This is a genomic window from Corynebacterium sp. 1103A, assembly GCF_055700955.1.
Genome location: NZ_JASTTF010000002.1, coordinates 200,094 through 226,812, shown reverse-complemented (window position 1 = coordinate 226,812; position 26,719 = coordinate 200,094). Strand labels below are relative to the sequence as shown.

Annotated in this window: 29 protein-coding genes; 22 read left to right on the top strand and 7 right to left on the bottom strand. The window is 66.4% G+C overall.

Annotated elements, in window-relative coordinates:
- Positions 1-130: 130 nt before the first annotated feature.
- Positions 131-970, bottom strand: coding sequence for a formate dehydrogenase accessory sulfurtransferase FdhD (gene fdhD, locus QQS52_RS02605; RefSeq protein ID WP_472772446.1), 840 nt, complete (start codon positions 968-970; stop codon positions 131-133).
- A gap of 96 nt (positions 971-1,066) precedes the next feature.
- Positions 1,067-1,339: a DUF6457 domain-containing protein gene (locus QQS52_RS02600; RefSeq protein ID WP_472772445.1), complete on the bottom strand. Its 273-nt coding sequence runs from the start codon at positions 1,337-1,339 to the stop codon at positions 1,067-1,069.
- Between the two features lie 499 nt (positions 1,340-1,838).
- Here QQS52_RS02600 and rpsH point away from each other — a divergent pair, with 499 nt between their 5' ends.
- Genes rpsH through rplO form a run of 6 tightly spaced genes read left to right on the top strand, consistent with a single transcriptional unit; the run spans position 1,839 to position 4,479 of the window.
- Positions 1,839-2,222 carry a 30S ribosomal protein S8 gene (rpsH, locus tag QQS52_RS02595; protein ID WP_472772444.1) on the top strand — a complete coding sequence of 128 codons (384 nt, stop codon included), beginning with the start codon at positions 1,839-1,841 and terminating at the stop codon, positions 2,220-2,222.
- A gap of 14 nt (positions 2,223-2,236) precedes the next feature.
- Positions 2,237-2,773 carry a 50S ribosomal protein L6 gene (gene rplF, locus QQS52_RS02590; RefSeq protein WP_472772443.1) on the top strand — a complete coding sequence of 179 codons (537 nt, stop codon included), beginning with the start codon at positions 2,237-2,239 and terminating at the stop codon, positions 2,771-2,773.
- 3 nt (positions 2,774-2,776) lie between these two features.
- The gene (gene rplR, locus QQS52_RS02585; protein WP_070768213.1) at positions 2,777-3,178 is read left to right on the top strand and encodes a 50S ribosomal protein L18; all 402 of its coding nucleotides are present in this window, start codon (positions 2,777-2,779) and stop codon (positions 3,176-3,178) included.
- Between the two features lie 34 nt (positions 3,179-3,212).
- Complete coding sequence (gene rpsE / locus QQS52_RS02580) at positions 3,213-3,833, top strand: 30S ribosomal protein S5 (protein WP_070768214.1); 621 nt, start codon at positions 3,213-3,215, stop codon at positions 3,831-3,833.
- Positions 3,834-3,836: 3 nt separating this feature from the next.
- Positions 3,837-4,022, top strand: a complete 186-nt coding sequence (gene rpmD, locus QQS52_RS02575) for a 50S ribosomal protein L30 (protein ID WP_290224733.1) — start codon at positions 3,837-3,839, stop codon at positions 4,020-4,022.
- A 7-nt stretch (positions 4,023-4,029) separates the two neighbouring features.
- Positions 4,030-4,479, top strand: a complete 450-nt coding sequence (rplO, locus tag QQS52_RS02570) for a 50S ribosomal protein L15 (protein WP_070768216.1) — start codon at positions 4,030-4,032, stop codon at positions 4,477-4,479.
- A gap of 144 nt (positions 4,480-4,623) precedes the next feature.
- Here rplO and QQS52_RS02565 read toward each other — a convergent pair whose 3' ends face one another.
- Genes QQS52_RS02565 through QQS52_RS02555 form a run of 3 tightly spaced genes read right to left on the bottom strand, consistent with a single transcriptional unit; the run spans position 4,624 to position 6,974 of the window.
- Positions 4,624-4,791 carry a hypothetical protein gene (locus QQS52_RS02565; protein ID WP_296202732.1) on the bottom strand — a complete coding sequence of 56 codons (168 nt, stop codon included), beginning with the start codon at positions 4,789-4,791 and terminating at the stop codon, positions 4,624-4,626.
- Positions 4,792-4,839: 48 nt separating this feature from the next.
- Entirely contained in the window at positions 4,840-6,291 is a 1,452-nt protein-coding gene (locus QQS52_RS02560) for an FtsX-like permease family protein (RefSeq protein WP_472772442.1), read from the bottom strand.
- Positions 6,288-6,974 (bottom strand): ABC transporter ATP-binding protein, encoded by a 687-nt coding sequence (locus QQS52_RS02555; protein WP_472772441.1) that lies wholly within the window; start codon positions 6,972-6,974, stop codon positions 6,288-6,290. Before QQS52_RS02555 ends, QQS52_RS02560 begins: the two co-directional genes overlap by 4 nt.
- A 171-nt stretch (positions 6,975-7,145) precedes the next feature.
- Between QQS52_RS02555 and QQS52_RS02550 the strand changes: the two genes are divergently transcribed.
- The 14 genes from QQS52_RS02550 to eccB all read left to right on the top strand — a co-directional run bounded on the left by QQS52_RS02550 (position 7,146) and on the right by eccB (position 18,998).
- Positions 7,146-7,814 (top strand): sensor histidine kinase, encoded by a 669-nt coding sequence (locus tag QQS52_RS02550; protein WP_472772546.1) that lies wholly within the window; start codon positions 7,146-7,148, stop codon positions 7,812-7,814.
- Entirely contained in the window at positions 7,814-8,479 is a 666-nt protein-coding gene (locus QQS52_RS02545) for a response regulator (RefSeq protein WP_472772440.1), read from the top strand. Before QQS52_RS02550 ends, QQS52_RS02545 begins: the two co-directional genes overlap by 1 nt.
- A 257-nt stretch (positions 8,480-8,736) precedes the next feature.
- Positions 8,737-10,062 (top strand): preprotein translocase subunit SecY, encoded by a 1,326-nt coding sequence (gene secY, locus QQS52_RS02540; protein WP_472772439.1) that lies wholly within the window; start codon positions 8,737-8,739, stop codon positions 10,060-10,062.
- Positions 10,062-10,607, top strand: a complete 546-nt coding sequence (locus QQS52_RS02535; RefSeq protein ID WP_472772438.1) for an adenylate kinase — start codon at positions 10,062-10,064, stop codon at positions 10,605-10,607. The genes secY and QQS52_RS02535 overlap by 1 nt, the downstream gene beginning before the upstream one ends.
- 16 nt (positions 10,608-10,623) lie before the next feature.
- Entirely contained in the window at positions 10,624-11,421 is a 798-nt protein-coding gene (map, locus tag QQS52_RS02530) for a type I methionyl aminopeptidase (RefSeq protein WP_472772545.1), read from the top strand.
- 142 nt (positions 11,422-11,563) lie between these two features.
- Positions 11,564-12,424: a L,D-transpeptidase gene (locus QQS52_RS02525; RefSeq protein ID WP_472772437.1), complete on the top strand. Its 861-nt coding sequence runs from the start codon at positions 11,564-11,566 to the stop codon at positions 12,422-12,424.
- Positions 12,425-12,680: 256 nt separating this feature from the next.
- Complete coding sequence (infA, locus tag QQS52_RS02520; protein WP_004566852.1) at positions 12,681-12,899, top strand: translation initiation factor IF-1; 219 nt, start codon at positions 12,681-12,683, stop codon at positions 12,897-12,899.
- 182 nt (positions 12,900-13,081) lie between these two features.
- Positions 13,082-13,450 carry a 30S ribosomal protein S13 gene (rpsM, locus tag QQS52_RS02515; protein WP_296202787.1) on the top strand — a complete coding sequence of 123 codons (369 nt, stop codon included), beginning with the start codon at positions 13,082-13,084 and terminating at the stop codon, positions 13,448-13,450.
- Positions 13,451-13,453: 3 nt separating this feature from the next.
- Complete coding sequence (gene rpsK / locus QQS52_RS02510) at positions 13,454-13,858, top strand: 30S ribosomal protein S11 (RefSeq protein WP_070768225.1); 405 nt, start codon at positions 13,454-13,456, stop codon at positions 13,856-13,858.
- Positions 13,859-13,881: 23 nt separating this feature from the next.
- Positions 13,882-14,487 (top strand): 30S ribosomal protein S4, encoded by a 606-nt coding sequence (gene rpsD / locus QQS52_RS02505; protein ID WP_070768226.1) that lies wholly within the window; start codon positions 13,882-13,884, stop codon positions 14,485-14,487.
- Between the two features lie 66 nt (positions 14,488-14,553).
- Positions 14,554-15,564 (top strand): DNA-directed RNA polymerase subunit alpha, encoded by a 1,011-nt coding sequence (locus tag QQS52_RS02500; RefSeq protein ID WP_070768227.1) that lies wholly within the window; start codon positions 14,554-14,556, stop codon positions 15,562-15,564.
- A gap of 64 nt (positions 15,565-15,628) precedes the next feature.
- Positions 15,629-16,150 carry a 50S ribosomal protein L17 gene (rplQ, locus tag QQS52_RS02495; protein WP_472772436.1) on the top strand — a complete coding sequence of 174 codons (522 nt, stop codon included), beginning with the start codon at positions 15,629-15,631 and terminating at the stop codon, positions 16,148-16,150.
- A gap of 514 nt (positions 16,151-16,664) precedes the next feature.
- Complete coding sequence (gene truA, locus QQS52_RS02490; RefSeq protein ID WP_472772435.1) at positions 16,665-17,591, top strand: tRNA pseudouridine(38-40) synthase TruA; 927 nt, start codon at positions 16,665-16,667, stop codon at positions 17,589-17,591.
- A 102-nt stretch (positions 17,592-17,693) separates the two neighbouring features.
- Positions 17,694-18,998, top strand: a complete 1,305-nt coding sequence (eccB, locus tag QQS52_RS02485) for a type VII secretion protein EccB (RefSeq protein WP_472772434.1) — start codon at positions 17,694-17,696, stop codon at positions 18,996-18,998.
- On the opposite strand, the gene QQS52_RS02480 is transcribed toward eccB, so the two are convergent.
- Together QQS52_RS02480 and eccD are read right to left on the bottom strand one after the other, a co-directional pair.
- Positions 18,992-20,149: a S8 family serine peptidase gene (locus tag QQS52_RS02480; RefSeq protein ID WP_472772433.1), complete on the bottom strand. Its 1,158-nt coding sequence runs from the start codon at positions 20,147-20,149 to the stop codon at positions 18,992-18,994. The two genes, eccB and QQS52_RS02480, sit on opposite strands and share 7 nt — an antisense overlap.
- Positions 20,150-20,184: 35 nt before the next feature.
- Entirely contained in the window at positions 20,185-21,663 is a 1,479-nt protein-coding gene (gene eccD, locus QQS52_RS02475; protein ID WP_472772432.1) for a type VII secretion integral membrane protein EccD, read from the bottom strand.
- A gap of 312 nt (positions 21,664-21,975) precedes the next feature.
- Here eccD and eccCa point away from each other — a divergent pair, with 312 nt between their 5' ends.
- Together eccCa and QQS52_RS02465 are read left to right on the top strand one after the other, a co-directional pair.
- Positions 21,976-25,602 (top strand): type VII secretion protein EccCa, encoded by a 3,627-nt coding sequence (gene eccCa, locus QQS52_RS02470; RefSeq protein WP_472772544.1) that lies wholly within the window; start codon positions 21,976-21,978, stop codon positions 25,600-25,602.
- Positions 25,599-26,648: a type VII secretion-associated protein gene (locus QQS52_RS02465; protein ID WP_472772431.1), complete on the top strand. Its 1,050-nt coding sequence runs from the start codon at positions 25,599-25,601 to the stop codon at positions 26,646-26,648. The genes eccCa and QQS52_RS02465 overlap by 4 nt, the downstream gene beginning before the upstream one ends.
- Positions 26,649-26,719 lie beyond the last annotated feature (71 nt).

Here is a 26,719-nt window from a genome sequence, read left to right as displayed (position 1 = left end):
GCTCCGCGAGTTTCCTAATTTCGGCAAGTTCTCACGTGGTGAGGACAACGCCCGCTGGGTGCCTGCCCGGCGGGCCTTCGTGATCTGGTGCTACTGATCTGGCGTTGGTGATCTGGTGGTGCGGTTGTAGCTAGCCCCGTGAGCGGTCCAGCTGGCCGGAGTACAGGTTAAACCGGTCGCCGCGGGCGAAGCCGACGAGTGCCATGCCGGCCTCGCGGGCGGTCTCGACGGCAAGTGAGGAGGCGGCGGAGACCGCAATCAGCGCGGGGAAGCCGGCCATGGCGGCCTTTTGTACCAGCTCGAAGGAGGCACGCGAGCTGACAACCAGCACCATGTCGTGGGCGGGCAGGCGGCCTTCCAGCAGCAGGTGTCCGATGACCTTGTCGGCGGCGTTGTGCCGGCCGATGTCCTCGCGCACGACCACCGGTTCGCCGCCCATGGTGAAGGCAGCCGCGGCGTGGATGCCGCCGGTCTTTTTGAACTGCTTCTGGTGCTCACGCAGGCGGTCCGGGATGTTTGCAATGAGCTGCGGGTCCACGTCCCAGTGGGGGATGGGGTAGGGCAGCCTGTGCTGGAGTTGCTCGATGGAGGAGGTACCGCAGACCCCGCACGCGGAGGTCGTCAGCCCCAGGCGCAGATCCGATAGTTCGATGACGTTCTGCCGGGCCAGTTCCACGTCCAGCAGGTTGTAGGTGTTCTCCCCGTTGACGGTAGACCCGGCGCAGTAGCGCGCGGTCGTCACGTCGGTGGCGGTACGGATGTGGCCCTCCGAGTGGAGGAAGCCGTGGGCCAGCTCCACGTCGTGGCCCGGGGTGCGCATGGTGGTCGTAATCGTCTGGCCGTCCACGCGGATCTCCAGCGGCTCCTCGCCCGCGACGGTGTCGGCCCGGGTGTCGACCTGGGTGAGCTGGCCGCCCGAGGCGAGGCGCACGCGGGTGACGGCAAAGCGGGCGTTAACCCTCTTGGACACTAATCCTCCTGGTCTGTTTTATCTCTGACCTGTTTTTCTCTGGCCTGGGGTCTTACTGACCTGGCTTGCTATGACCTGGCCGGTGCGGCCGGGTTGCTACTGCTCGGCGAGCTGGGCGCGCAGCTTGTCGATGTGCTGGCGGGCCTCGTCGGTGTTCTGGGACGCGAGGCCGACTAGGAACGCGGTTAGCGGTGCGGCCGGGCGGGAACGGTTGTGGGCGACGTCAGCGGTCAGGTCGAGCAGTTCCTTGGTCAGGGCGGTGGCATCCGCCTTGTCCAGGCCCAGGTAGCCGGCGGCTTCGACGAGCCAGGCGTGGGCGGATTGCATGGGTTCTTTGTTGTTATCGATCTTCTTCGCATCATCAGACATGGGACCCAGTTTAGGTCCCCGCACAAAAGGAGGCGTTGGTGCTGGTGGAGGGGATAACGGGAGGTTGGTCGGGTTCTGAGACGGGGTGGCGGAAGGGGAGCGGGAAGCTGCCGCGGGCGGGCAATCAGTCGTGAGCAGGAGAAATTTTACAAACGCCCTGCTGGTTGGGTACAATTTCCCGTTGGAATAGCGTCCGTCAGGGGTTTAAACCCCTGACCTGCTTGGCAGTGCCCTAAGGGTCCTGCTGAGCCGTGATTTTTTAGGCGCCTTCCAGGTAAGAATTGAACATCAACTTTGTTGTAGGCCCCTCGCCGATAGAGCGGACCGTGTCTGTATCAAAGGGTGGCGAGCGCCTCGCGGTATTGACCGCGGGGAGCGTGAGTAGCCCGAAATCACACGGAAAACGCGCGTGGTGAGTTCAGTCGAACGGGCAGACAGTCTCTGTCTGCCTTGCGGCTGGGGTGGGAACCGCAACGAGAAAGGTAACGGTCGTTTAACCATGACCATGACTGATCCTATCGCCGACATGCTGTCGCGCGTGCGCAACGCAAGCCATGCGCACCACGACACCGTGTCGATGCCGACCTCCAAGATTAAGGCCAACATCGCTGAGATCTTGAAGCAGGAAGGCTACATCGCTGACTACTCTGTCGAGGAGCGCGAGCTGTCCCTCGAGCTTAAGTACAACAACCGTGAGCGCTCCCTGTCCGGTCTGCGCCGCGTGTCTAAGCCGGGTCTGCGTGTGTATGCAAAGTCCACCAACCTGCCGAAGGTTCTTGGCGGCCTGGGCGTGGCTATCATCTCCACGTCCCACGGTCTGCTGACCGATCGTCAGGCTCAGGAGAAGGGCGTAGGCGGAGAAGTTCTCGCCTACGTCTGGTAAGGGAGGTATGACACATGTCTCGAGTCGGTCTAGCACCCATCGCCGTTAAGAGCGGCGTCGAAACCAAGATCAACGGACAGACCGTCGAGGTCAAGGGCCCGAAGGGAACCCTGGCCGTCGAGGTCCCGGAGCCGATCACCGTCGCCGTGGAGGATAACGAGATCCGCGTCTCCCGCCCGGATGATCACCGCAAGCACCGTGCCCTGCATGGCTTGTCTCGTTCCCTCATCAACAACGCCGTTGTCGGCGTGACCGATGGCTACACCATCAAGATGGAAATCTTCGGTGTCGGCTACCGCGTTCAGCAGAAGGGTTCGAACCTGGAGTTCAACTTGGGCTATTCCCACCCGATCCTCATTGAGGCTCCGGAGGGCATCAGCTTCGCAACTGATGGCGCCACCAAGTTCTCCATCACTGGCATTGACAAGCAAGCTGTCGGACAGATCGCCGCGAACATCCGCCGCCTGCGTAAGGACGATCCTTACAAGGGCAAGGGCATTCGTTACGAAGGCGAGCAGATCCGCCGCAAGGTCGGAAAGACGGGTAAGTAAGCAATGGCAAACACTGAAAACAACAAGCGCACTCCAGTCGGCAAGGATATCTCTAGCCGTCGTCGCGAGGCACGCGCCCGCCGTCACTTCCGTATCCGTAAGACCCTGCGCGGTACCCCGGAGGCACCGCGTCTGGTTCTCCACCGCTCTTCCCGCCACATGCACGTCCAGGTCATCGACGACCTGGCGGGCCACACCTTGGTCTCCGCGTCCACCATGGAAGCGGACATCCGCGCACTCGAAGGCGACAAGAAGGCTAAGGCTTCCAAGGTGGGTGAGCTGATCGCAGAGCGCGCCAAGGCAGCTGGCATTGAGCAGGTTGTCTTCGACCGCGGTGGTTACAAGTACCACGGTCGCGTCGCAGCTCTGGCTGAGGCCGCACGTGAAGGCGGTCTGAAGTTCTAATGGTCAACGGAAACATCAACGGAAGGAACGCCTAATGTCGGACCGTGAACAGCGTGACGGCGGACGCTCCGCCGAGAACAAGAACAACAACCGCGGTGGCCACAACCGCCGCAACGATCGTCGTAACCAAGACAACGAGCGCGATAAGTACATCGAGCGCGTTGTGACCATCAACCGCGTGTCCAAGACCGTCAAGGGTGGCCGCAACATGTCGTTCACCGCTCTCGTGGTCGTTGGCGATGGCCAGGGCATGGTCGGCGTCGGCTACGGCAAGGCCAAGGAAGTCCCGGCCGCCATCCAGAAGGGTGCCGAGGAAGCTCGCAAGAACTTCTTCCGCGTCCCGATGATCGCCGGCACCATCACCCACCCGGTCGAGGGCCGCGACGCCGCCGGCATCGTCATGATGAAGCCGGCCGCCCCCGGTACCGGTGTCATCGCCGGTGGCGCTGCCCGCCCGGTGCTTGAGTGCGCCGGCGTGCAGGACATCCTGTCGAAGTCCCTGGGCTCCGACAACGCCCTCAACGTCGTCCGCGCTACCGTGGACGGCCTCAAGCAGCTGGTCCGCCCCGAGGAAGTTGCCGCTCGCCGCGGCAAGTCTGTCGAGGAGGTCACCCCGGCCCGTATGCTGCGCCGTCGCGCAGGTCAGGAGGCATAAACAATGGCTCTGAAGATTACTCAAATTAAGGGCCTGGTGGGCACGAAGCCGAACCACCGCGCCAACATTGAGGCCCTGGGCCTCAAGCGGATCGGTCAGTCCGTCGTTAAGCAGGACACCCCGGTCATCCGCGGCATGGTTAACAAGGTGCGTCACCTGGTCACCGTTGAAGAAGTGGCAGGGGAGTAGATAAATCATGGCTGATATCATCAAGCTGCACGATCTGCGCCCTTCCAAGGGTGCAAACAAGGCTAAGACCCGCGTCGGCCGCGGTGAAGCTTCCAAGGGTAAAACCGCCGGCCGCGGTACCAAGGGTACTAAGGCGCGTAAGCAGGTTTCGGCTGCTTTCGAGGGTGGCCAAATGCCCATCCACATGCGTCTGCCGAAGCTCAAGGGCTTCCGCAACCCGAACAAGGTCGATTACCAGGTGGTCAACGTGTCCGACCTGGCCAAGGCCTTCCCGAACGGCGGCGACGTCACTGTCGCAGACATTGTCTCCGCCGGCCTGGTCCGCGCTAAGCAGCCGGTCAAGGTCCTGGGCAACGGTGAAATCAGCGTCAAGCTGAACGTCACCGCTGACAAGTTCTCCAAGTCCGCTGTGGAGAAGATCGAGGCCGCCGGTGGTTCCACCACCGCGACCAAGTAAGTCTTTTTAAGACCTACTAAACAACAATCCCACCGCCGGGTTCCCGTTTCGGGGACACCGACGGTGGGATTGTTCTATGTCTTATCTGCCACTCCAGCACTCACCGCTCTGTGGAGGCAAGCGCCAGGTGAACGGCGCGATAGGTTACTTGGAGTCTCCGGAGGCCGGCGCGGACGGCTCGGTGGAGGAGACGTCGTGTTCGTTCTCGCTGCGGGAGGAGTCGTCGCAGGCGGTGGCGCCGCCCACGGCGAGCAGCGCGGTCAGGGCGACGGCCGCCAGGCGGCGGGTGGGGTGAAGCTTAGTGGTAGCCATAGATAGAATTCCTTCCTTTAACGGCTAACGGTTGTCTGTCCTGCCAGCCTAGTCGTTTTTGCGGAATGCGTTGTGGGCTACCCGATTCCGCAGGGGAATAACGGCGATGAACGCCACGGCCACGACGAGCCAGCCCGCGCCCAGAAGGAGCCCGGCGTTGGCCAGGCGCGGGGCGATTTCTAGATCCCCGGCTTTGTAGGCCATCACCAGGCCGATTACCGCGCCCCAAGCGAAACCGAGCAGGCTGACGGTGATGAGGGGAGCGAAGATCTCGTAGGCGGCCACGCGGGTGAGAAAGCCCGGGCGCAGCCCCATCAGCCGGAGGCTGCGGGTCAGGTCAGCGTTGGCGAAGACCTCGTGCGCCTGGCCCTGCAGGATGGACATTGCCATGATGCAGAAGCCGAAGGAAATGGTCAGGATGATCCCGGTGAAAACGTCGTGGAAAATGATGGAGGTCTCCGGGGTTTCCCGCAGCGACTGGCTCAGATCGTCGTCACCGAAGGGGGAGACGACCATGTACCCGGCCAAGAAGCCGAAGAGCGCGCTCGGAGAGACCCGCCGCCAGGCCGCCCGGGCCCCGGTGGCCACCCGGCGGGAGGCGATGAAGTTGGCGGTAGACCCCAGGGCGCCGGCAGCCCAGGCGCTGACCTGGAGGAAGAGCGGGGCGATGAGGTTTAGAGTTCCGATGAGCAGGAGCAGGAAAACGGCGACGGCGAGCATAGCCGACAGGCTGGCAAAGAAGTCGAACTGATTAACTCCCACCAACAGGCCGACGGCGAGCACCAGGAAAGCCACGGCGCGCCACCACCGCAGGGCGCGGGGCAGCTGGCGGCGGGCTACCCCTAGCGGGCTCACCGCGACCCGCTGCATGCCGGCCAGGGCGGCGGCCAACGCCAGGACGATGAGAGCGGAACCGACGGCCAGGTAGCCCCACCACGGCAGGTAGAGCTCGGACGGGGAGATGGGAATCCCCATAAAGGTCAGGCTGGAAAAGGCGGGGGCCAGTAGCGCGCTGATAAACGCCCCGAGAACCGTGCCGAGCAGTGCGTTGATGCCCGTCTCCAGGACCGTCATGCGGGTGATGTCGCGGGCGCTGAGTCCCACCAGTCGCAGCGCGGCCAGCCGCCGCTCCCGCCCGGCAGCGCTGGTCACTGCGGCCTGGGAGATGAGGCTAAACAGGGCAGGAACGAGGAACGCGCAGGCAGTTAGTGCCAAGACCGTCCAGGTGTGGGCGTCCATGCCCGGCTGGGAGGTATCCAAGCTGGCCTGGAGGTCAGCGTCCTCGCCCCGGCGGTAGAACATGTACGTCCCGCCGGCGACGAGGAAAGCAATCGTCGCGCCCACGGTTAGCGAGCCGAGCGAGAGCAGTGTCAGGGTGCCGGTGCCGGTACGGGAGGACACGGAGGCCCGAAACAGCTGCAGGGTCAGGCCGCCGATGGGGGCGCGCGCCGGCGCGGGCCTAAAGGGGCGGGCGGTCGGGGACGCGGTGGGAGTGCTCATCGTGCCACCCCCAACCGGCGGTCGTCGTGGATGATGCCGTCGCGCAGCTCGATGCGCCGGTCCAGCCAGTCGGCCACCTGCGCGTCGTGGGTGACCAGCACCAGGGTAGAGCCTTGCTGGCGCACCAGCGTAGTCAGCATCTGCATGACGTCGTGCCCGGTGGCCTGGTCGAGCGCCCCGGTCGGCTCGTCGGCGAAGATGACCGCGGGCTCGGTGGCCAGCGCGCGGGCGATGGCCACGCGTTGGGCCTGCCCGCCGGACATCTGCCCGGGGCGGCGGTCGGCGAACTCGCCCAGGCTCAGCTGATCCAGCAGGTGGACGGCGCGGCGCCGGGCCTTCCGGCGGGAGGTGCCGGTCAAGGTAGCCGGCAGCGCGATGTTCTCCGCGGCGGTCAGCTCCGGCAGGAGCTGCCCGTCCTGGAAGACGAAGCCGAAGGAGCTAAGGCGCAGGTGCGAGCGGTCGCCGTCGTTGAGTTCGGTCAGGTCGGTCGTTCCGAAGTGGACCCGGCCGGTGCTGGGCAGCAGGACCCCGGACATGCAGTGCAGGAGGGTGGACTTGCCGGAGCCGGACGGGCCCATGATGGCGGCGGTTTCACCCGGGGAAAGATTCAGTGTGATGCCGGAGAGGACATCGGTGCCGCCAAAATTCTTGGTGACGTCGTTGAGTTTCAATGTGGTGGTCATGTCTACCTATTCAACGTAGGAAAACGCCGGCGCAGAAGCGGGGTGGTCCTAGATTTCTGGGTAGGGCTGGCCCTACCCCCACCGAAAGCGCAGGCGTTAAAGTCTGTCAGTGTGAAACTCCCGTGGAAGCATAACCCGCGCGCGGCCGTCAACCCGGCCGCCACCGAGCGCGTGCAGGAGCGGGCGCAAGCCCAGCGCTTGGCCGAGCTTACCCGCGCCCGCCGGGCGATCGCGGACGCCTATGAAATCGAGCGCCAGCGCATCGAGCGGGACCTGCACGACGGCACCCAGCAGTACCTCGTGGCGGCTTCCATCAAGCTGGGCGAGGCCCTGCTGGACCTGGACGGCATCGAGGCAGAGCTGGTGCGCGCGGCCAAGGAAGACATCGATAACGGGCTGGGCAGCCTGCGCGGGACCGTCCGTGGCATCCAGCCGCAGGTGCTCACGGACCGCGGGCTGGTGGCCGCGCTTGACGATGCCGCGGTGGGGCTGGGTCCGCACGTCGCCGTCCGCGCCCCGCACCCCCTGCCGGAGCTGCAACCCAGCATTTTGGCGGCCGCCTATTTCTTCGCCACCGAGGCTATGACCAATGCCGCCAAGCACGCCCCGGGCGCGGCGGTCAGCGTCCTGGTCACCGCCGACGCCAACCTGCGCATCACCGTGGTGGACGAGGGGCCGGGCGGGGCCGAGCTGGCCCGCGGCCGCGGCCTGGCCGGGATGCGCGAGCGGCTGGCGGCTTTCGGCGGCAGGCTGGAGCTGACCTCGCCGGCGGGCGGGCCCACGCGGGTGGCGGCGGTCATTCCGTTGCTGTTGGAACGAGGAGAAACGGGGATCGGATAATGCGGATTGTTATCGCGGATGATTCCGCGCTGCTGCGCGAAGGCGTGGCCGGGCTACTGGAGCGCCGCGGCCACCGCGTCGTCGGACAGGCCAGCGACGCCGACCAGCTGGTCGGCCTGGTGCGCGAGCTGGCCGCCGCCGGCCAGCTCCCCGAGGTCTTAATCACTGACGTACGGATGCCGCCGCGCATGGCCGACGACGGCCTGCGAACCGCGGTGAGCCTGCGGCAGGAGTTTCCAGGCCTGGCGGTCGTGGTCTTGAGCCAGTACGTGGCCCCGGCCTATGCCGTGGAGCTTTTCGATAACACTGACGGCGGGACCGGCTACCTGCTCAAAGACCGGGTATCAGAAGTGGCAGACTTCCTTAAGTCCCTGGACACCGTGGCCGCCGGCGGCGTGGTCATCGACCCGACGGTGGCGCAGGCGCTGATGAACTCGGCGCGCAGCGGCATCGGTGAGCTCACCCCGCGGGAGCGGGAGGTACTAGAGCTGATGTCATGCGGGCTGTCCAACCGGGAGATTGAAAACAAGCTGTTCCTATCGACGGCGGCGGTGGGGAAACATGTGAGCAATATCTTCCTGAAACTGCGCCTGGACCCGGCGCAAGAAAACCGGCGGGTCAAGGCCATCTTGCGCTACCTCGCGCAGCGCCAGCTGCCCGGTTAAGGCGAACCTAATCGCTTTTAGGCCGTTGCTATTGGGGCAATGCTTTTGCGGCTGGTAGGGTAATGGGGTCAAAACTGTTCATCCCACCCGGAGGGCTCACCAGGCCGCCTTCACCGCGCGCGTCGCGGACGGCGGCCGGGCCGTGCCCAGCGGGTCAAATGAGTATCCACCTCGAGGCAGTAGAAGGGCACCGGCACGCGCGAGACGCGGGCGGTATTTTTCTGCGGACGCCCTCGGTAGGCCAGGAGGATTGTGTAGTGTCCGCCATTGTCCAGGCATTTAAGGACGCCGATCTGCGCAAGAAGATCATCTTTACGATCGTGATGATCATCGCGTACCGCATCGGCGCGCAGATCCCGTCCCCGGGCGTCGACTACGGCGCCATCGCGGGTCGTCTGCGCGACCTGACGGAAGAATCCGGCAACCTGTACTCCGTCATCAACCTGTTCTCGGGTGGCGCGCTGTTGCAGCTGTCGATTTTCGCCATCGGCATCATGCCGTACATTACGGCCTCCATCATCGTGCAGCTGCTAACCGTGGTCATCCCGCACTTCGAGCAGCTGAAGAAGGAAGGCCAGTCTGGGCAGACCAAGATGACACAGTACACGCGCTACCTCACCGTGGCGCTGGCGCTGCTGCAGTCCTCCGGCATCGTCGCCCTGGCAGACCGTCAGCAGCTGCTAGGCCAAGGCGTGGAGGTCCTGGTTCCGGACCGCAACATCTTCGACCTGGTGGTGCTGGTGCTGGTGATGACCTCCGGCGCCGTGCTCGTGATGTGGATGGGCGAGCTGATTACCGAAAAGGGTATCGGCAACGGCATGTCCCTGATGATCTTCGCAGGTATCGCGACCCGTCTGCCTACCGACGGCATGAACATCCTGCAGAACAACGGCGGCCTGGTCTTCGCCATGATCGTCGCCGGCGTCATCGTCCTGGTTATCGGCATCACCTTCATTGAGCAGGGCCAGCGCCGCATCCCGGTCCAGTACGCCAAGCGCATGGTGGGCCGTCGCCAGTACGGTGGTTCCTCCACCTATCTGCCTCTGAAGGTCAACCAGGCCGGCGTAATCCCGGTGATCTTCGCTTCCTCGCTGATCTACATGCCGGTGCTTATCACCCAGATCGTTAACTCCAACAACGCGGTCACCCCGGACAACTGGTGGCAGCGCAACGTCATCTCCTGGCTGCAGAGCCCGGCGTCCTGGCAGTACATCGTGCTCTACTTCGTGCTGACCATCTTCTTCGCCTACTTCTACGTATCGGTTCAGTACGATCCAGCGGAGCAAGCGGATAATATGAAGAAGTACGGTGGCTTCATTCCGGGCATCCGCCCCGGCCGCCCGACGGCCGAGTACCTGGGCTACGTGATGAACCGCCTGCTGTTCGTGGGCGCTGCCTACCTGGGTATCATTGCTATCCTGCCGAATATCCTGCTGGACTTCGGCGTGGGGAACTCCCAGGGCGGCGGCATGACCGCCTTCGGTGGTACCGCGATCTTGATTATGGTCTCTGTTGCCTTGACTACCGTCAAGCAGATTGAGTCCCAGCTTCTGCAATCGAACTACGAAGGACTGTTGAAATAATGCGTTACGTACTCCTTGGACCTCCCGGTGCCGGCAAAGGCACGCAGGCCGCTATCTTGAGCGAAAAGCTGGGCATCCCACACATCTCCACCGGTGACCTCTTCCGCGCCAACATCGGCGAGGGCACCGAGCTGGGCAAGGAAGCCAAGTCCTACATGGACGCTGGCCAGCTCGTGCCGACTGACGTCACCGCCCGCATGGTCAAAGACCGCCTCGAGCAGGACGACGCCGCCAAGGGATTCCTGCTGGACGGCTTCCCGCGCACCGTGGCGCAGGCCGACATCCTGACCAAGCTGCTGGCCGACAAGGGCCTGGAGCTGGACGGCGTGCTGAACTTCGAGGTTTCCGAGGACGTCGTGGTCGAGCGCATGCTGGCCCGCGGCCGCGCGGATGACACCGAGGACACTATCCGCACCCGCTTGGGCGTCTACCGCGATGAGACTTTCCCGCTTATCCAGCACTACGGCGACGCCATCATCTCGATCAAGGCCGAGGGCGAGATCGAAGAGATCAACTCCCGCGCCATGGAAGCACTGGGGAAGTAGGTTAGGAGCCATTTCCATCTTCTCGCGCCGTAGCAAACGCATCCCCGCCCGCACCCCGGGCGAACTCGACGCCATGCAGGCGGCCGGCGAAATCGTCGGCCGCGCCCTGCAGGCCGTGCGCTTGGCTGCGGCGCCTGGCGTATCTACCCTCGAGCTCGACGCCGTCGCGGAAGAACTCATCCGCGGCGCCGGGGCTCAGCCCACCTTTAAGGGCTACGAGGGCTTCCCGGGCTCCATCTGCGCCTCCGTCAACGACGTCATCGTCCACGGCATCCCCGATATCGAGACGGTCTTGGCCGAGGGTGACTTGGTCTCCATCGACTGCGGGGCCACCCTCGACGGCTGGGTGGGTGACAGCGCCTGGACCTTCCCCGTCGGCGAGGTCAGCGCGGAGGCTGCCAAGCTGAACGATGCCACCGCCTGGGTCCTGTCCGAGGGGCTTCAAGCCATGGTGCCGGGCAACCGACTGACCGACGTCTCCCACGCGCTCGAGCTAGCCACCTGGGCCGCCGAGGAAAAGTTCGGTGTCGAGCTGTTCATTGTCGACGGCTACGGCGGCCACGGCATCGGCCGCACCATGCACGAGGAGCCCTACCTGGCCAACGAGGGCCGCCCGGGCCGCGGGCCCTATATCCAGGAAGGCTCCGTGCTGGCCATCGAGCCCATGCTGACGCTGGGCACCGAAGACTCCGTGGTTCTGGACGACGACTGGACCGTCATTACCGAGGACGGCTCGCTGGCCTCCCACTGGGAGCACACCGTCGCCGCCACCGCCGACGGCCCGCGCATCCTGACGCCGCGCTACAATAAGTAGCCCGGCCTTACTAGGGCCAGGCTTCCGAGAGCACCGGGCAGCGCGCGGCGGCGCCGGGCGGGAAAGCCCGTGCGCGGCTACGATTTGGTAACGTTCACGCCCGGCTGGGAAATTCCTCGGACAGAGGTCTATAATTTCCAGCATGTCGAAATTCCGCTTCAATGCCGTCCCCCTGGCTTTCCGTCGCGCCGCCCTCGCGCTGGCCGCCACGGTGGCCATGGCCGTCACCCTGATTGGTGGCGTACCGAACGCCCGCGCCCAGCAAATGCCGGACCCGACCCGTTTGTCCTCCCAGGTTCAGCTGAACCAGGGTAGCTCCGAACTGCCGAACTTCGACCAGCTGTCCAAGCAGGTGCAGGACGAGGCTGACAAGTTCTTCGGCGGGGCTCGCGAGCAGGCCTGGAACACCCGCAATCAGATGCTTGACGAGGTCAACAAGCTCAACCCGCAGGCCACCAACGCTCTGCGCCCGGTCGTCGACAACGTCCTGAACGCTTTGTTCCCGGGCCTGGTGGCCCAGAAGCAGGCCGAGGCTAAGGCCGCGCGCGACGCCGCTGCCCGCGCCCAGGCTGAGCAGGCCGCCCGCGAGAAGGCTGCCGCCGAGGCCGCTGCCCGTAAGGCGGAGCAGGAGCGCCAGCGCAACGCCTTCAACCGCGGCCCGTGCCCGGCCGACGCCGCCGTCTGCGTCGACCTAGACGGCCGCCGCACCTGGCTGCAGAAGAACGGTGATGTCACCTACATCGCCCCGTCCATGGCCCCGGGCAAGCCGGGCCAGGAGACCCCGCGTGGCACCTTCCACGTCAACCGTAAGATTAAGGACGAGATCTCCTACGAGTTCAACAACGCTCCGATGCCTTACGCCATCTACTTCACCAACAGCGGCCACGCCTTCCACCTGGGCGACCCGGCCTACGACTCCGCCGGTTGCGTCCGTCTGCCGGACCAGGCTGCTATCCGTTACTTCAACGACCTGCAGATTGGTGACAAGGTTTTCATCTACTAAGCGAAGCTTCGACATCTAAAACTTCCCCGGCCCGCCCCGCACCGCCTCTTATCGCGCGGGGCGGGCCTTTTTGCGGGCGCTTGCCGTCTGGGTTCCTGCACAAGGATAGTGGCACGGGTTTGGAATTCGTGTCGTTAACGCGTATGCTCTTAGTTTGGTGTATGTGTGCGGAACTTCCCGCACGTTAAACGCCAGGTAGTAGACAAATACATGCAGTCGCTTTGGTTAGTCGCCAGCGGCTAGAAAAGTTGAGGTTATGGCTAAGGAAGGCGCAATTGAGGTCGAGGGCCGCATCATCGAGCCCTTGCCGAATGCAATGTTTCGTGTCGAGCTAGACAACGGACACAAGGTTCTTGCCCACATTTCGGGCAAAATGCGTCAACACTACATCCGCATCCTCCCTGAGGACCGGGTAGTTGTTGAGCTGTCTCCTTACGACCTTACCCGCGGACGCATCGTCTACCGCTACAAGTAAAGACAGTAAGCCTCCTTACCCAGGGGCGGCCGCAAGGCCGGTCGCCTTTTTCCACCTCAGGCCACGGTGGCTTGAGCCCCACCACAATTTCGCGCTGGCACCGGTACGGTCCGGGCAGCGCGCGAAATGGTAGGGGACGGGTAGGGAGAAAACCACCGTAAAAACCCGAAAGGACAAGCCACATGGCACGTCTAGCTGGTGTTGATCTCCCGCGCAATAAGCGCATGGAGATCGCTCTCACCTACATCTATGGCATCGGGCACACCCGTGCCAAGGCACTGCTGGAAAAGACCGGCATCTCTCCCGACCTGCGTACCGACAACCTGGATGATGACCAGCTGTCGGCACTGCGTGACGCGATCGAGGCTGAGTACAAGGTAGAAGGCGATCTGCGCCGCCAGGTACAGGCTGACATCCGCCGCAAGATTGAAATTGGCTGCTACCAGGGCCTGCGCCACCGCCGTGGCCTGCCGGTTCGTGGTCAGCGCACCAAGACCAATGCTCGTACTCGTAAGGGTCCGAAGAAGACGATCGCAGGAAAGAAGAAGTAATTCATGCCTCCAAAGACTCGTTCCGGCGCCCGCCGTTCCGGCCGTCGCGTCGTAAAGAAGAATGTGGCCCAGGGCCACGCGTACATCAAGTCCACCTTCAACAACACCATCGTCTCGATCACCGATCAGACCGGTGCTGTGATTTCCTGGGCATCCTCCGGCCACGTCGGCTTCAAGGGTTCCCGTAAGTCCACCCCGTTCGCAGCCCAGATGGCTGCAGAGTCCGCCGCCCGCAAGGCGATGGAGCACGGGATGAAGAAGGTTGACGTTTTCGTTAAGGGCCCGGGCTCGGGCCGCGAAACCGCAATCCGTTCGCTCCAGGCCGCCGGCCTGGAGGTGTCCTCGATCTCGGATGTGACTCCGCAGCCGCACAACGGCTGCCGTCCGCCGAAGCGTCGTCGCGTTTAAGGGAAGGAAGAGGTAACTAAACTATGGCTCGTTATACCGGCCCCGCTACCCGTGTATCCCGCCGTCTCCGCGTCGACCTAGTCGGCGGCGATATGGCGTTTGAGCGCCGCCCGTACCCCCCGGGACAGGCTGGCCGCAACCGCATCAAGGAATCCGAGTACTTGCTGCAGCTGCAGGAAAAGCAGAAGGCAAAGTACACCTATGGTGTCCTGGAGCGTCAGTTCCGTCGCTACTACGCAGAGGCCAATCGTCTGCCGGGCAAGACCGGTGACAACCTAGTCATCCTCCTGGAGTCCCGCCTGGACAACGTGGTCTACCGCGCTGGTCTGGCTCGCACCCGTCGCCAGGCCCGTCAGCTGGTCTCCCACGGCCACTTCACCGTCAACGGTAAGAACATCAACGTTCCGTCCTTCCGCGTGACGCAGTACGACATCATCGATGTCCGCGAGCGTTCCCAGAAGATGGAATGGTTCGAAGAGGCCCAGGACCGCCTGGCCGACGCCAACGTTCCGGCATGGCTGCAGGTCGTTCCGGAGACCCTGCGCATCCTCGTGCACCAGCTGCCCGAGCGCGCACAGATCGACATCCCGCTGCAGGAGCAGCTCATCGTCGAGCTTTACTCGAAGTAAACTTCGAAAAGTCCTCTTTATCCCTCTACCGACGTCATATAGCGGGCGTCGAAAAGGAGAATTTCAATGCTCATTTCCCAGCGTCCTCAGCTCTCCGAGGAATTCATCGACTCGTCTCGTTCCAAGTTCGTCATCGAACCGCTCGAGCCGGGCTTCGGTTACACCCTCGGCAACTCCCTGCGTCGCACCTTGCTGTCGTCCATCCCGGGCGCGGCCGTGACCTCCGTCAAGATTGATGGCGTTCTCCACGAGTTCACCACCATCAACGGGGTCAAGGAAGACGTTTCCGAGATCATCCTGAACATCAAGGGCCTAGTGCTGTCGTCCGACTCCGAGGAGCCGGTCGTTATGTACCTGAGCAAGGAAGGCCCGGGCGAGGTCACCGCGGGCGACATTCAGCCGCCGGCCGGCGTGGAGATCCACAACCCGGATCTGCACATCGCCAGCCTGAATGACACCGCGAAGCTGGACATGGAGCTCGTCGTAGAGCGCGGCCGCGGCTACGTGCCGGCCGCCGCTACGTCTGGGGAAATCGGCCGCATCCCGGTCGACCAGATCTACTCCCCGGTCCTCAAGGTTTCGTACAAGGTCGAGGCAACTCGTGTTGAGCAGCGCACCGACTTTGACAAGCTAATCATCGACGTGGAGACCAAGAACTCCATCACCGCGCGCGACGCCCTGGCTTCCGCCGGTGGCACCCTGGTTGAGCTGTTCGGCTTGGCCCGCGAACTCAACACGGCCGCCGAGGGCATCGAGATCGGCCCGTCCCCGCAGGAGACGGAGTTCATCGCTGCCTACAGCAAGCCGATTGAGGACTTGAACTTCTCCGTTCGCTCCTACAACTGCCTGAAGCGCCAGGAAATCCACACCGTCGGTGAGCTCGCCGAGTGCACCGAGTCCGATCTGCTGGATATCCGCAACTTCGGTCAGAAGTCGATCAATGAGGTAAAGATCAAGCTGGCTAACCTGGGTCTGGCTCTGAAGGACACTCCGGAAGACTTCGACCCCACCCAGCTGGAAGGTTACGACGCTGAAACCGGTGACTTTAAGGATCCGGCTGCAGACGATTCCGAGTAAAGAAGCTAGTGCGCCGGCGCAGCCGGCTGCAGCGCTCATTTAAAACGCTAACGAGGAGTACATAATGCCTACCCCGAAGAAGGGTGCCCGTCTCGGCGGCTCCGCTGCCCAGCAAGCTCACCTGCTGAGCAACCTGGCAGTCAGCCTGTTCGAGCACGGCGCTATCAAGACCACCGATGCGAAGGCGAAGATGCTTCGTCCTTACGCCGAGAAGATCATCACCAAGGCCAAGTCCGGCTCCGTTGCCGACCGCCGCCAGGTTCTGAAGCTCATCCCGCACAAGGATGTTGTTGCTTACCTGTTTGATGAGCTGGCCCCGAAGTTCGCTAACCGCGACGGCGGCTACACCCGCACCATCAAGCTGGACAACCGCGCCGGCGACAACGCTCCGATGTCCCAGATCTCCCTGGTGACTGAGGAGACCGTCTCCGTCGAGGCTAACCGCGCCACCCGCGCAGCCGCCTCCAAGCAGGCTGAGGCTGAAAAGGCCGAGGAGACCGCTGAGGAAGCTCCGGCTGAGGAGACCACCGAGGCTCCGGCCGAGGAGGCTTCTGCTGAGGCTGAGACCGAGGCTGAGGACAAGTAAGTCCTTCTTACTCAGTAAACCGCCCGTCCACTCCGCGCCCGCGGGGAGGCCGGGCGGTTTCTTTCTGCCGTGGCGCCCGCTTCCTGTGCGGGATATCGCTCAGTGCGGGATAGCACCGCGCTGAACGGTACGACGGCCGGTACAACAACGAACCGCCGGCGGCCCGAAGGCTACCGGCGGTTCGCTGTCTCTGTCTCTCTAAGGTTCCCCAAGCCACTGCTTGAAAAGGAATACTCCTCCGCGGCCGTTCAAGCCGCCTCTGCGAAGTCCGCCCCGCTTTGGCTGTCAACAGCCGCCCTGCGGGGCGCAAGGACCATCTCTCAAATCCACACCAAGGAAAGTGGAAATTATCGCCTTCCCTTGGCGCCTGACAATTATTGTGGCAGGTCAGTCTGTAAAGGTGCTGTTAATGCAATTCCCACACATTCAGCTATCCCACATAATGCCCGCTAGGTGCCAAGAAATCGGGTCCAAAAATTTTTTCCGGCCCGGCGTGGCGGTAGCATGTGGTCCTATGAACTCTGCTGAGCATCCCCGCCAGGCCACCCCGGAGGAAACGGCCAACTCCGCGCCCACCGTCAGCGTGCGGCGCGTGCGCCTGGACGTGGCCTACGACGGCACTGGCTTCCACGGGTGGGCCCGGCAGAAACCGCAGCAGGGCAGCGAGCTGCGTACGGTACAGGCGGTCATCGAGGACAAACTGACGATGATCCTGCGCCACCCAGTCGAGCTGACCGTCGCCGGGCGCACCGACGCCGGCGTGCACGCGGCCGGTCAGGTCGCGCACTTCGATATCCCGGAGGAGTCGCTGCAGCAACGCTCCATCGACGGGGATCCGGGCAAGCTAGTCCGCCGCCTGGCCAAGCTCCTGCCGGACGATATCCGGGTCCACGACGTGGCCTTCGCTCCCGCTGGCTTCGACGCGCGCTTTTCGGCCCTGCGGCGGCACTACCTCTACCGGGTGACCACGTCTCCGGCCGGGGCGCTACCCATGCGCCGGGCGGATACCGCGGTCTGGCCGAAGCCGGTGGATATCGACGCGATGCAACAGGCCGCCAACCTCCTGGTGGGCCTCCACGACTTCGCGGCCTTTTGTAAGGCCAAGCCGCATGCCACCACCATACGCGAGCTGGAGAGCTTTACCTGGGAGGATGTCTCGACGGCCACCGAGCCGAATCTGTACCAGGCGCACGTGGTCGCTGACGCGTTTTGCTGGTCGATGGTGCGCTCCCTGGTGGGCTGCTGCCTGGCGGTGGGGCAGGGGCGCCGTGACACCGACTTCGCGACGGCGATGCTTGCGGAGAGTCAACGCTCCTCCCAGATCCCGGTCGCCCCGGCCAAGGGGCTTAGCCTAGTGGGCGTGGACTACCCGGCCCCGGAAGAGCTCTCCGCGCGGGCGGAGGCCACCCGGGCCAAGCGCAGCGGTAGCGAGCTGGGCTAAGCCCGACTACCCTGACTGGCAGCGGCAGAGTTTTGCACCTGCCGACGGTACGGTTTCTACAGCAGCGATGGGGTGTCGCTGGCTATCCAGGGGGGAACATTTATGGCACGTCCAGTGCCCACGACGAAAGCACAAGTATCCGGCCACAAGTTCCTGCGCAGGCGGGTAGAGCACGGCCTGGTCATGGGGGATATCCGCATGATTCATGATCCGCTGTCCACTCGCCGGCGCGCGCTTGTCTTTGGACTTATCGCCGTGGTGCTGGTGGGCATAGGCTCGGCCCTGCTGGCCTGGTTGCAGCCGGAGCCCAACCCCGGCGAGGCGCCCATCGTGGAGTCCGCGGACAAGCAGCTCTTCGTGCTCGTCGACGGCACCTACCACCCGGTGGCGAACCTGGCTTCGGCCCGCATCATCGCCGGCGAGCCGGCGGAACCGGCCCGCATCGGTACCCGGCACCTGGACGACGCGCAGCTGGGCGTGCCGCTGGGTATTGCGGACGCGCCTGGCTTTATTGCTGCCTCCGGCACCGAACACGCGGTGGAGTGGTTGGCCTGCTTCGCCGGCGCGGACGCGGCCCAGACCCCCGGTTTCGTCATCACCATCGACGCTGCCCGCGAATTCAGCGCCGGGGACATCGTGGTCACCGCCAACCAGGGACACACCCTCCTCGACGGGCAGGCCGCGTGGGTGGAAACGGAGGACACGGACTGGCTGGTGGACGCGAATGGTCGGCGCGAAATCCCGCCGGCGGAGACGACGGAGGGCCGGATCATACGGCGCGCCCTGGGCGTGGATGCGGATACCTTCCGCTGGGAGCTGCCCGCGGAGTTGCTCAACACGTTCCGGGTGCTGCCTGCCGTCGAATTCCCGGACCCGCTCCCGGCCGTCATCGATACCGGCACCGGGGACCAGGGGCTGTGGGCCCGGACGGACGAGGGAGTCTTCGCGCTGACCGAGCCGCAGGCCGACGCCCTGGTCGACGCCGGAGCGGATCTGCAGCGCTTGAGCCACGAGGAGGTGGCCGCCCTGCCGGATGCCCCGGCGGCGCAGGAGGCCTTCCACCTGCCCGAGGCAGCGCCCGAGTTCATCGACCCGGCCCACGGCTGGCTGTGCGCGACGGCCGCCGGCCGTGGGGCCGCCGCGCCGCCGCAGGAGGGGACCATCGAGCTGTCCGGCTCGGCTGTGGCCGACCGCTTCAGCGGCCTGCCCCAGGGCGGGCTGGGGCTAAGCTCCGAGCACGGCTTCCACCTGGTCACCGCGCACGGCCTGCGGCACTCCGTGGAGGACGCGGCCACGCTGGAGGCCCTGGGCACGGGCGCCGGGGGAGAAGTACCCTGGCAGATCCTCCGGCTGCTGCCGGGCGGCAGCCAACTCAGCCGGGAGGAAGCGCTCAAGGCCAGCTACTGAGCGCGCCCGCGCCGGAGAGTGGCCCACCCCAGGGCCGCGACTAACGCGGTGCCGGCCAGGCCGAGCAACACCAGCTGGGCCCGCCGGGTGGCCGGGCGCACCGAGTTATCGCCCGCGGCCACGGCCAGCGCCCGTCCGTCAACGGCGTAATCAGCCGGGCGCGCGCTCACAGCCGCCAAAGGATCCACGCCGCCGTGGGCGGGCTCGGCCGTCTGCGCCAGCAGCGCGCGGATCTCCGCCGCACTGGCGTCCGGGTGGATTTGCCGCAGCAGTGCCGCGGTGCCGGTGACGGTCGGCGCGGCGAAGCTGGTGCCCGTGAACTCGCGCTGCGGGCCGGTCCCATCGGCCGCCACGACCGCGCGGGCCCAGCCCTGCCCTCCGGGGGCGAGGCCCAGTGGCACCGAGCCCGGCGCGGACAGTGCCAGCCCAGAGTCTGGTTGGGGGATGGAGTAGTCCGCGCGGACCTGCGGGTCAGCCAGCGCGCCCACGGAGACGACGGTGGCGGCGTGGGCCGGGTAGACGGTATGGCCTGGCTCGCAGGACTCGCCGGCGTTGCCGGCGGCGGCGACCACCACGGTCCCGGCGGCCTCGGCGCGCTCTAAGGCGGCGTCGAGCCTTCCCGTATCCACATTGGTGCCGGCGGGCAAGCAGGAGACCACCGAGATGTTGACTACGTCGGCCTCCTCCGCGACGGCCGCCTCGATCGCTTCGGCCAGGGTGTCCAGGTTGCCGGCGGCAGAGTCCTCCTGGCCGCCGTCCCCGCCGGCGGCGTGGTAGTGCGCCGAAGTCTGCCGGATGGCCAGCACCCGGGCACCGGGGGCGACACCGGTATCGGCGGCGGCGATGACCCCGGCGACCACGGTCCCGTGGGCGTCGCAGTCCTCGAGCGGGTTCGGTTCCTCCCGATCGACGAAGTCGGGACCCGGGTCCAGTTGGCCCAGCTGCGGGTGCGGGTGGACGCCGGTATCGATGACTGCCACGGTCACCCCGTCCCCGGTGGCTTGGGCGTGCAGGCGGGAGCGGTAGTCGGCCTGTTCGGCGGTCGGGGCGGGGACCTCCTCGGTGGGCACCGCCACCGCGCAGGCAGTGTCCGGTTCCGCCGCGGCGGCTACGGCAGCCCCGCCCGCGACAAGCCCGCCGGCGAGGAGCATAGCCGCGCTCCTCGTCGCTTTTCCCCCGCGCTGTGTCATCCCAGACCCCGCAGCAGGGCGAAGAGCCCGATAAGGTGCGCGGCCAGGGGCAGGCAGGTGGCGATCGCAAGCGCCTCAGCGCGCTCCCACCACACGATGGTGGTCGGTTCCGCCGTGGGCACCTTCGCCGCCCACAGCGGGGTGCTCAGCGCGCCCGCCGCGGCGATGCCGGCGACGATGAACATCGCCAGGTGCGGGTCACCGTCGCTGGCCGGCGCGCTGGCCACAACCGGGATGAGGCACGCGGTCAGCAGGCTAGCGGCCGCCAGCAGGGACAGGCACCACGCGGCGCTGGCCTGCCCGTGCCGCACCGCGTGCATGATAAGCGCCCCGCCGACGCACAGGCACAGCGCCTGGGCGAAGCCGGACCCGTTAAGCTGCGTGCCGAAGGGCCCCTCGTAGACCGGGGTAATGCCCGTGCCGGTCAGCGCCAGCGCCGCCAGCGCGGGCAGTGCGGCCAGTCCGGCGCCCAGGCAGACCCCGGCGTAGAGTTCCTGGGCGCGCTGGGCGCGGGCGTCCACGTCCGGCTGGTGCCCGTCGGAGACCGACAAGTCCTGGCCCGCGGTCGGCAGCTGCGGCACCGACAGGCCCGCCGCCCGCGTGACCACGCCCGGGGCGGCGGCGATGAGGCAGACCACCGTAAGCAGCACCGCGGCGCCGGCGGCGACGAAGGGCGCCTCGCCCGGCATGGCCACGCCACCGGCCGCCACCAACCCCAGCCCGCCCAGGGTGAGCGTGGCGGCCGTGCACTTGGGGCTGGCCACGGCGGTCACGTGGAAGACCAGGACCATGGCCAGCCCGCAGGACAACGCTGCCAGCAGCGCCCAGGCGGCATCACCAAGCGCGGCGGGCACCACCCAGGACAGGGCGCTGTGCACAACCAGCGCGGGCCCGTCCAGCTGTTGGTTAGCCGCTTGCCACGCGGGCGGGAGGGCCCCACCCGGCGGGGCGACGGCCCACCAGCCGGCCAGCGCCCCGGCGAAAACCAACGCCGGGACTAAGGGATGGGGCGCGGGCTGGTAGATAACCAGCGCGGTGCCAAGGGCTAGTGCGATGGCGACCGCGGCGCTGGCGGGCAGCACGCCCGCCAGCAGGGCGGCGACGGCGACCAGCCCAATACCCGCCCAGACCGCGGCCAGCCCGTGAAGCTCCGCCGGGCGGCCGGCTGCCACGAGCGCTTCCGCCGAGTCGCGGATAACCGGCGCCGGGGTGTCCTCCTGCGGGTTGAGGATGATGACCGCGCCGTCTTTGACCCGTGTGTCCGACAGCGGCTGGGCCATGTCCAGCCCGCGCCCGCCCGCGGTGCTCGCCCGCCACGGCTTGGACAGCTGGGGCGCGTCGACCAGATAGCCGATATCCTCAATCATCTCGCCCAAGCTGCCGGTCACCGGTAAGGACAGATCCGCCTCTTTCCGAAAATTACCTGCGTGGACGCGCACCGTCACGCGGACGGTATGCGTGATCGCAGCGTTCACAACACTTCACCCCCGAAGTAGTAGATCCCCGATTTCTCAGGCCGGTGGCTAAAAACTTTCTTGCCCACCTTGCCCGTCGCGCTCAATTGTGGCTTACTGTGGGCAGCGTGTCCACCGCTAGGGGAGGTGGCCGCCAAAAAACATTTCGGGGGTGTAACAGCCGTGCTGGATCAGCGCGAGAATATTCAAGTAATCGAGCCAACAACCTTAACGCAGCGCCAACCGGTGCCGCCGGCGCCGACCGGCACCATCACCGCAGAGGCGGTGCCGGAGGCCCAACGCAAGCAGCCCGTGCCGCTGGTGCGCATCATCATGCCCATCGTCATGGTCGCCGCCATGCTCGGCATGGTCGCGCTCATGGTCCTAAGCGGCGGGTCGGAGCGCACCTTCAGCCCGCTCATGCTCATGTTTCCCATCATGATGCTGGCCAGCATGTTCATGATGTTCGGCCCGTCCACCGGCGGCCAGGACCCGGACGAGACCCGGCGGACCTACCTGCGCCACTTGAAGGCGCTGCGCGAGAAGGCTCTGGACAACGGCGCCGCGCAGCGGGCCCACGAGCTGCACCGTCACCCGCCCGTCGAGCAGCTGCCCGCCTTCGTCCACAACCAGCGGCTGTGGGAGCGCAGCGCGGACGACCCGGACGCCCTGGAGGTGCGCATCGGCGTGGGCGAGACGAAGCTGGCCACGGAGATCCAGGTGCCGGAGGCGGCCGCGGCCGAGGACCTCGACCCGGTGTGCGCAGTCAGCCTGCGCCGGACCATCCAGGCGGTCGAGACCCTGTCGGAGATGCCCGTGGTTGTCCAGCTCCAGGCCTTTGGCGTGCTGGGGATAGCGGGCGCGGGCGCGGCGGATCTGGCGCGGGCCATCGTCATCCAGCTGGCCTGCGCGCACGGACCCGACACCCTGGGCCTCTCCGTGCGCGGGGCCGGCTGGGAGTGGCTGAAGTGGCTGCCGCACGCCCGCCGGCCGGAGCAGGCGGACTACCGCGTGCTCATCGTCGACGGGGTGGCGACCACCGGGGTGGAAGACTTCCTCGACGAGGAGGGGATAACCACCATCATCGACGTCGGCTCCCGCCGCAACACCGCGCTCGGGCTGCGCGCCGAGCACGAGGGGCTGTGCCTGAGCCTGCGCGACGGGGCGGGCCCGGAATCCGGCACAACGCTGCTGGTTTCCACCGCCGCGGGCGAGGAGGAGCTGGGGCGCGCGGACCAGCTGGGGGAGGACGGCGCGGTGCTCATCGCCCGCCGCATGGCCCGCTGCCGCCGCCCGTTGGCTGAGTCGGGGCCCAAGCTCGGCTCCGGTGGCGGCGACCTGGTGGCCCTGCTCGGGCACCGCGACATCGCGGAGCTGCGGGGAGTAAACCTTTGGCCGGGGCGCGCCGGGTCGCAGCGCCTACACGTGCCGGTGGGGCTGGACCCGAGCGGCCAGCCGGTCTACCTCGACCTGAAGGAGTCCGCCCAGGGTGGCATGGGGCCGCACGGGCTGTGCATCGGGGCCACGGGCAGCGGCAAGTCGGAGCTGCTGCGCAGCCTGGTCACTGCGCTGGCGGCCACGCATTCGCCCGAGGAGCTGAACCTGGTGCTCGTGGATTTTAAAGGTGGGGCGACCTTCCTGGGCTGCGAGCAGCTGCCGCACACCGCGGCGGTGATCACCAACCTGGAGGAAGAATCCGTCCTGGTCGAGCGCATGTACGACGCCATCTCCGGGGAGATGAACCGCCGCCAGGAGATCCTGCGCCAGGCCGGCAACTTCGCCAACGTCGGCGACTACAACGCCGGCCGCGACCCGGAGCAGTTCCCACCGCTTCCCGCCCTGGTCATCGTGGTGGACGAGTTCTCCGAGCTGCTAGGCCAGCACCCAGACTTCGCCGACCTCTTCGTCGCCGTCGGCCGCCTGGGCCGTTCGCTGCACGTCCACCTCCTGCTGGCCTCCCAGCGGCTGGAGGAGGGCCGCCTGCGCGGGCTGGACTCACACCTGTCCTACCGGATCGGACTCAAGACCTTCTCCGCCGCGGAGTCCCGCCAGGTCCTAGGCGCTACCGATGCCTACCACCTGCCCGCCCAGCCCGGCGCCGGCTACCTGAAGACAAACGGCGACGCCTTGGAGCGCTTCCAGGCCACCTACGTCTCTGGGCCGCTCGCGCGCCCGGCCGACCCAGCCGTAGGGGCAAGCGCACCGCCGGCCCGGGTGTCCGTCTTCGACGGCTGGGACGCGCACCCCGCGGAGGACAACGAGCCGGAGCTTGTCTGGGACGAGTCCACCACGCTGCTCAACGAGGTCGTGGCCGCCGCCCGCGCGGAGGCCGACAACCGCGGGCACAGCGCCCACCGCATCTGGCTGCCGCCGCTGCCCGCCGCGGTCGAGCTGCCCGACATCCTGCATCGGGCCGGCCAGACCACCCACCTGCAGGCCGCGGTCGGGCTCATCGACCGTCCCTACAACCAGCGCCAGGATCCCCTGGTGGTGGACTTTTCCACCGCCGGCGGGCACGCGGCCGTCTGCGGCGGTCCGCAAACCGGCAAGTCCATGGCGCTGCGCACCGTCGTCGGCTCCCTGGCCGCGAACCATGGAACCGAGGCCGTCCGCTTCTACGTCATCGACCTGGGCGGCGGGGCGCTAGCCAACCTGGACCGCCTGCCGCACGTGGCGGGCGTGGCCGGCCGCGACGAGCCGGACACGGTTCGCCGCGTCATCGACGAGGTCACCGGACTGGTCGAGCGCCCCGAGCCCCGCCACACCTTCTTAGTCCTGGACGGCTGGCACCACGTGGGCACCGCCGGCGCGGAGTTCAACGATCTCACGGAGAAGATCACCGCCCTAGCCGCCGACGGCCCCAGCGCCCGCGTCCACCTGGTCTTATCCACGCCGCGGTGGACCACCCTGCGCCCGTCGATTAGGGACCTTATCGCCCACCGGCTGGAGCTGCGCCTGGGGGAGGCCATGGAATCCCTGGTGGACCGCAAGGCCCAGCAGAAGCTGCCGGCCCTGCCCGGCCGCGGGCTCACCGATACCGGGGAGATGATGCTGCTGGCGCGCACCTCCAACCAGGACGTGGCGCACCTGCAGTCACGCGGCGGCGACCCGGTGCCCCGGCTCAAGACCCTGCCCGACCAGCTGCGCCCGGCCGACCTGCCCCGGCACGCGCTGACCACCGGGCTGGTTTGGGGAATCGGCGGCCGCGATCTGGAGCCGGTGGCCTGGGATCCGGCCACCAGCGCCCACCTGGTCTGCGTCGGCGCCAGCGGGTCCGGCAAGTCCACCTTCGTCCGCGTCATCGCTAATGTTGTGGCCGGCCTGCCCCGGGAGGACGCCCGCCTGGTGGTCATCGATCCGCGTCGGGCGCACCTGGGCGCGCTCGACGAGGACATGCTCGCCGCCTATGCCGCCACGCCTGCAGCGGCGGAGAAGGCCCTGCGCGATACCGCGGCGACTATGCGCGAACGCTTGCCGGGGCCGGATATCACCCTGGCACGGCTGCGCGCCCGCGATTGGTGGTCCGGCCCGGAGATCTACGTGGTCATCGACGACGCGGAGCTAACTAGCGAGGCCGCCCTGCACCCGCTGGTGGAGCTCATCCCGCACGCCCAGGACATCGGCCTGCACGTCATCTTCGCCCGCAAGGCCGGCGGCATAGGCCGCGCTCTGTTCGGCAAGTTCTGCTCGGCGCTCAAAGACACCCAGCCCGCCGTCCTGCTTCTGGACGCTGACAAGGAGGAAGGGCCCATCTTCGGTATGAAGCCCAAGCGCCAGCCGCCCGGGCGCGGTCGCTTCCACGTCCGCGGCGAGGAACTGGGACTGTGCCAAGTCATCCGCGCCGCCGACGACCAAGAAGACGCAGCACCAGCCGCCGAAGACCGAGACGAGGGCAGCCAAGCAGAAAGCAAACAAGCCGAGAGTAACCGAGCAGCAAGCAACCGAAAGGACACGCCATGACGACCGCCGCACCCGCTTTGTTGACCATCACCATCCTGGATACCGCCACCATTTTCGAAGGCCCAGAAACCGTCTACCGCTACGACCTGCCCGGCACCGGGATCGTGGAGGGCTGGGCCTTGGACGGCGCGCTCGAGCAGGCGGAGAAGATCCTGGGCGCCCACTGGCCGGAAGCGCCCGTGAAGGTTTGCGCGGACTCCAGCGCGACTGCGGTCTCGGCTGAAGCCGTGAGCATTATCGCCCGGCAGCTCGAAGGCCGGGAGGTGCCGGTGGTAGACACCGCCGAGCACGCGGCTACCCACCCGGAGACCGAGGTCTTCGCCCCGCCCGCGCCCGTAGTCGAGTCCGTCAATACCGGCGGGCCAAACCCGGACGCAGCGCGCGCCGAGCCGCTGCGCCCGAGCGCGGACAACTCCAGCAAAGGAGGGTGGTTCCAGCCCTTCTACGCGTTGCTGGCCGTGGTGGTTCTGATCGTGGCCGGCGTGGCCTGGTTAGTGGTCGGCCGCGGCGGCGATACAAACGAGGAGAGTACGGGCGATGGGGCAACTGATAACGCGGTGGCGGCCGCTCCCGCCGACGAGGGTGAGGACCCACCGGTTCCCGGGGAGGCGGGCAGCGACGGGCCGGCAAACGAGCCGCCGCCCGCGCCGGAACAGCTCAGCGCGGCGGGACTGTCGGTGCAGTTGCCGCAGGGCTTTCACCCCGAGGAATCCGCTGAGGGCGACGGGCTGGTCACGGCTACGGGGCCGGATCCGGACCTGCGGGTGCTCTTCGCCGCGGATCCGCTGTATTCGGTGCCCGCGGAATACCTGCTGGAAGAGATCCAGGAAGAAATCGCCGGCGACGACGCCCTGTCCCACCCGCAGGAGCACGAAGGCCGGCTGACCTACGTGGAAAAGCCGGGCGACGACTCGCACGTGGTCTGGACGACGTGGGTGGACGGCGATCACCAGCTGTCCGTGGGCTGCCACACCCGCCAGCTGCCCAGCGTCGCGCAGAAAGCCGCCTGCCGCATGGCCGAAGAATCCCTGGCCCGGGAGGGCTAAAACTTTTTTAAAAACTCCGGGAACCGAATGAGCCAGAGGGCAGTCCAATAAAGATGAGGAAGGCACCGCGT

Bases quoted from the DNA above. Each gene is read 5' to 3' on its own strand.
- QQS52_RS02480 (WP_472772433.1), bottom strand. From the start codon at position 20,149: ATGCTCCTCGCCGGCGGGCTTGTCGCGGGCGGGGCTGCCGTAGCCGCC.
- rplR (WP_070768213.1), top strand. From the start codon at position 2,777: ATGGCAAACACTGAAAACAACAAGCGCACTCCAGTCGGCAAGGATATC.
- QQS52_RS02565 (WP_296202732.1), bottom strand. From the start codon at position 4,791: ATGGCTACCACTAAGCTTCACCCCACCCGCCGCCTGGCGGCCGTCGCC.
- rpsE (WP_070768214.1), top strand. From the start codon at position 3,213: ATGTCGGACCGTGAACAGCGTGACGGCGGACGCTCCGCCGAGAACAAG.
- QQS52_RS02555 (WP_472772441.1), bottom strand. From the start codon at position 6,974: ATGACCACCACATTGAAACTCAACGACGTCACCAAGAATTTTGGCGGC.
- truA (WP_472772435.1), top strand. From the start codon at position 16,665: ATGAACTCTGCTGAGCATCCCCGCCAGGCCACCCCGGAGGAAACGGCC.
- QQS52_RS02545 (WP_472772440.1), top strand. From the start codon at position 7,814: ATGCGGATTGTTATCGCGGATGATTCCGCGCTGCTGCGCGAAGGCGTG.
- rplQ (WP_472772436.1), top strand. From the start codon at position 15,629: ATGCCTACCCCGAAGAAGGGTGCCCGTCTCGGCGGCTCCGCTGCCCAG.
- infA (WP_004566852.1), top strand. From the start codon at position 12,681: ATGGCTAAGGAAGGCGCAATTGAGGTCGAGGGCCGCATCATCGAGCCC.
- rplO (WP_070768216.1), top strand. From the start codon at position 4,030: ATGGCTGATATCATCAAGCTGCACGATCTGCGCCCTTCCAAGGGTGCA.
- rpsK (WP_070768225.1), top strand. From the start codon at position 13,454: ATGCCTCCAAAGACTCGTTCCGGCGCCCGCCGTTCCGGCCGTCGCGTC.
- rpsM (WP_296202787.1), top strand. From the start codon at position 13,082: ATGGCACGTCTAGCTGGTGTTGATCTCCCGCGCAATAAGCGCATGGAG.
- eccB (WP_472772434.1), top strand. From the start codon at position 17,694: ATGGCACGTCCAGTGCCCACGACGAAAGCACAAGTATCCGGCCACAAG.
- QQS52_RS02600 (WP_472772445.1), bottom strand. From the start codon at position 1,339: ATGTCTGATGATGCGAAGAAGATCGATAACAACAAAGAACCCATGCAA.
- rpsD (WP_070768226.1), top strand. From the start codon at position 13,882: ATGGCTCGTTATACCGGCCCCGCTACCCGTGTATCCCGCCGTCTCCGC.
- rpsH (WP_472772444.1), top strand. From the start codon at position 1,839: ATGACCATGACTGATCCTATCGCCGACATGCTGTCGCGCGTGCGCAAC.
- rpmD (WP_290224733.1), top strand. From the start codon at position 3,837: ATGGCTCTGAAGATTACTCAAATTAAGGGCCTGGTGGGCACGAAGCCG.
- QQS52_RS02535 (WP_472772438.1), top strand. From the start codon at position 10,062: ATGCGTTACGTACTCCTTGGACCTCCCGGTGCCGGCAAAGGCACGCAG.
- QQS52_RS02465 (WP_472772431.1), top strand. From the start codon at position 25,599: ATGACGACCGCCGCACCCGCTTTGTTGACCATCACCATCCTGGATACC.
- QQS52_RS02560 (WP_472772442.1), bottom strand. From the start codon at position 6,291: ATGAGCACTCCCACCGCGTCCCCGACCGCCCGCCCCTTTAGGCCCGCG.
- QQS52_RS02500 (WP_070768227.1), top strand. From the start codon at position 14,554: ATGCTCATTTCCCAGCGTCCTCAGCTCTCCGAGGAATTCATCGACTCG.
- rplF (WP_472772443.1), top strand. From the start codon at position 2,237: ATGTCTCGAGTCGGTCTAGCACCCATCGCCGTTAAGAGCGGCGTCGAA.
- eccCa (WP_472772544.1), top strand. From the start codon at position 21,976: ATGCCCATCGTCATGGTCGCCGCCATGCTCGGCATGGTCGCGCTCATG.
- QQS52_RS02525 (WP_472772437.1), top strand. From the start codon at position 11,564: ATGTCGAAATTCCGCTTCAATGCCGTCCCCCTGGCTTTCCGTCGCGCC.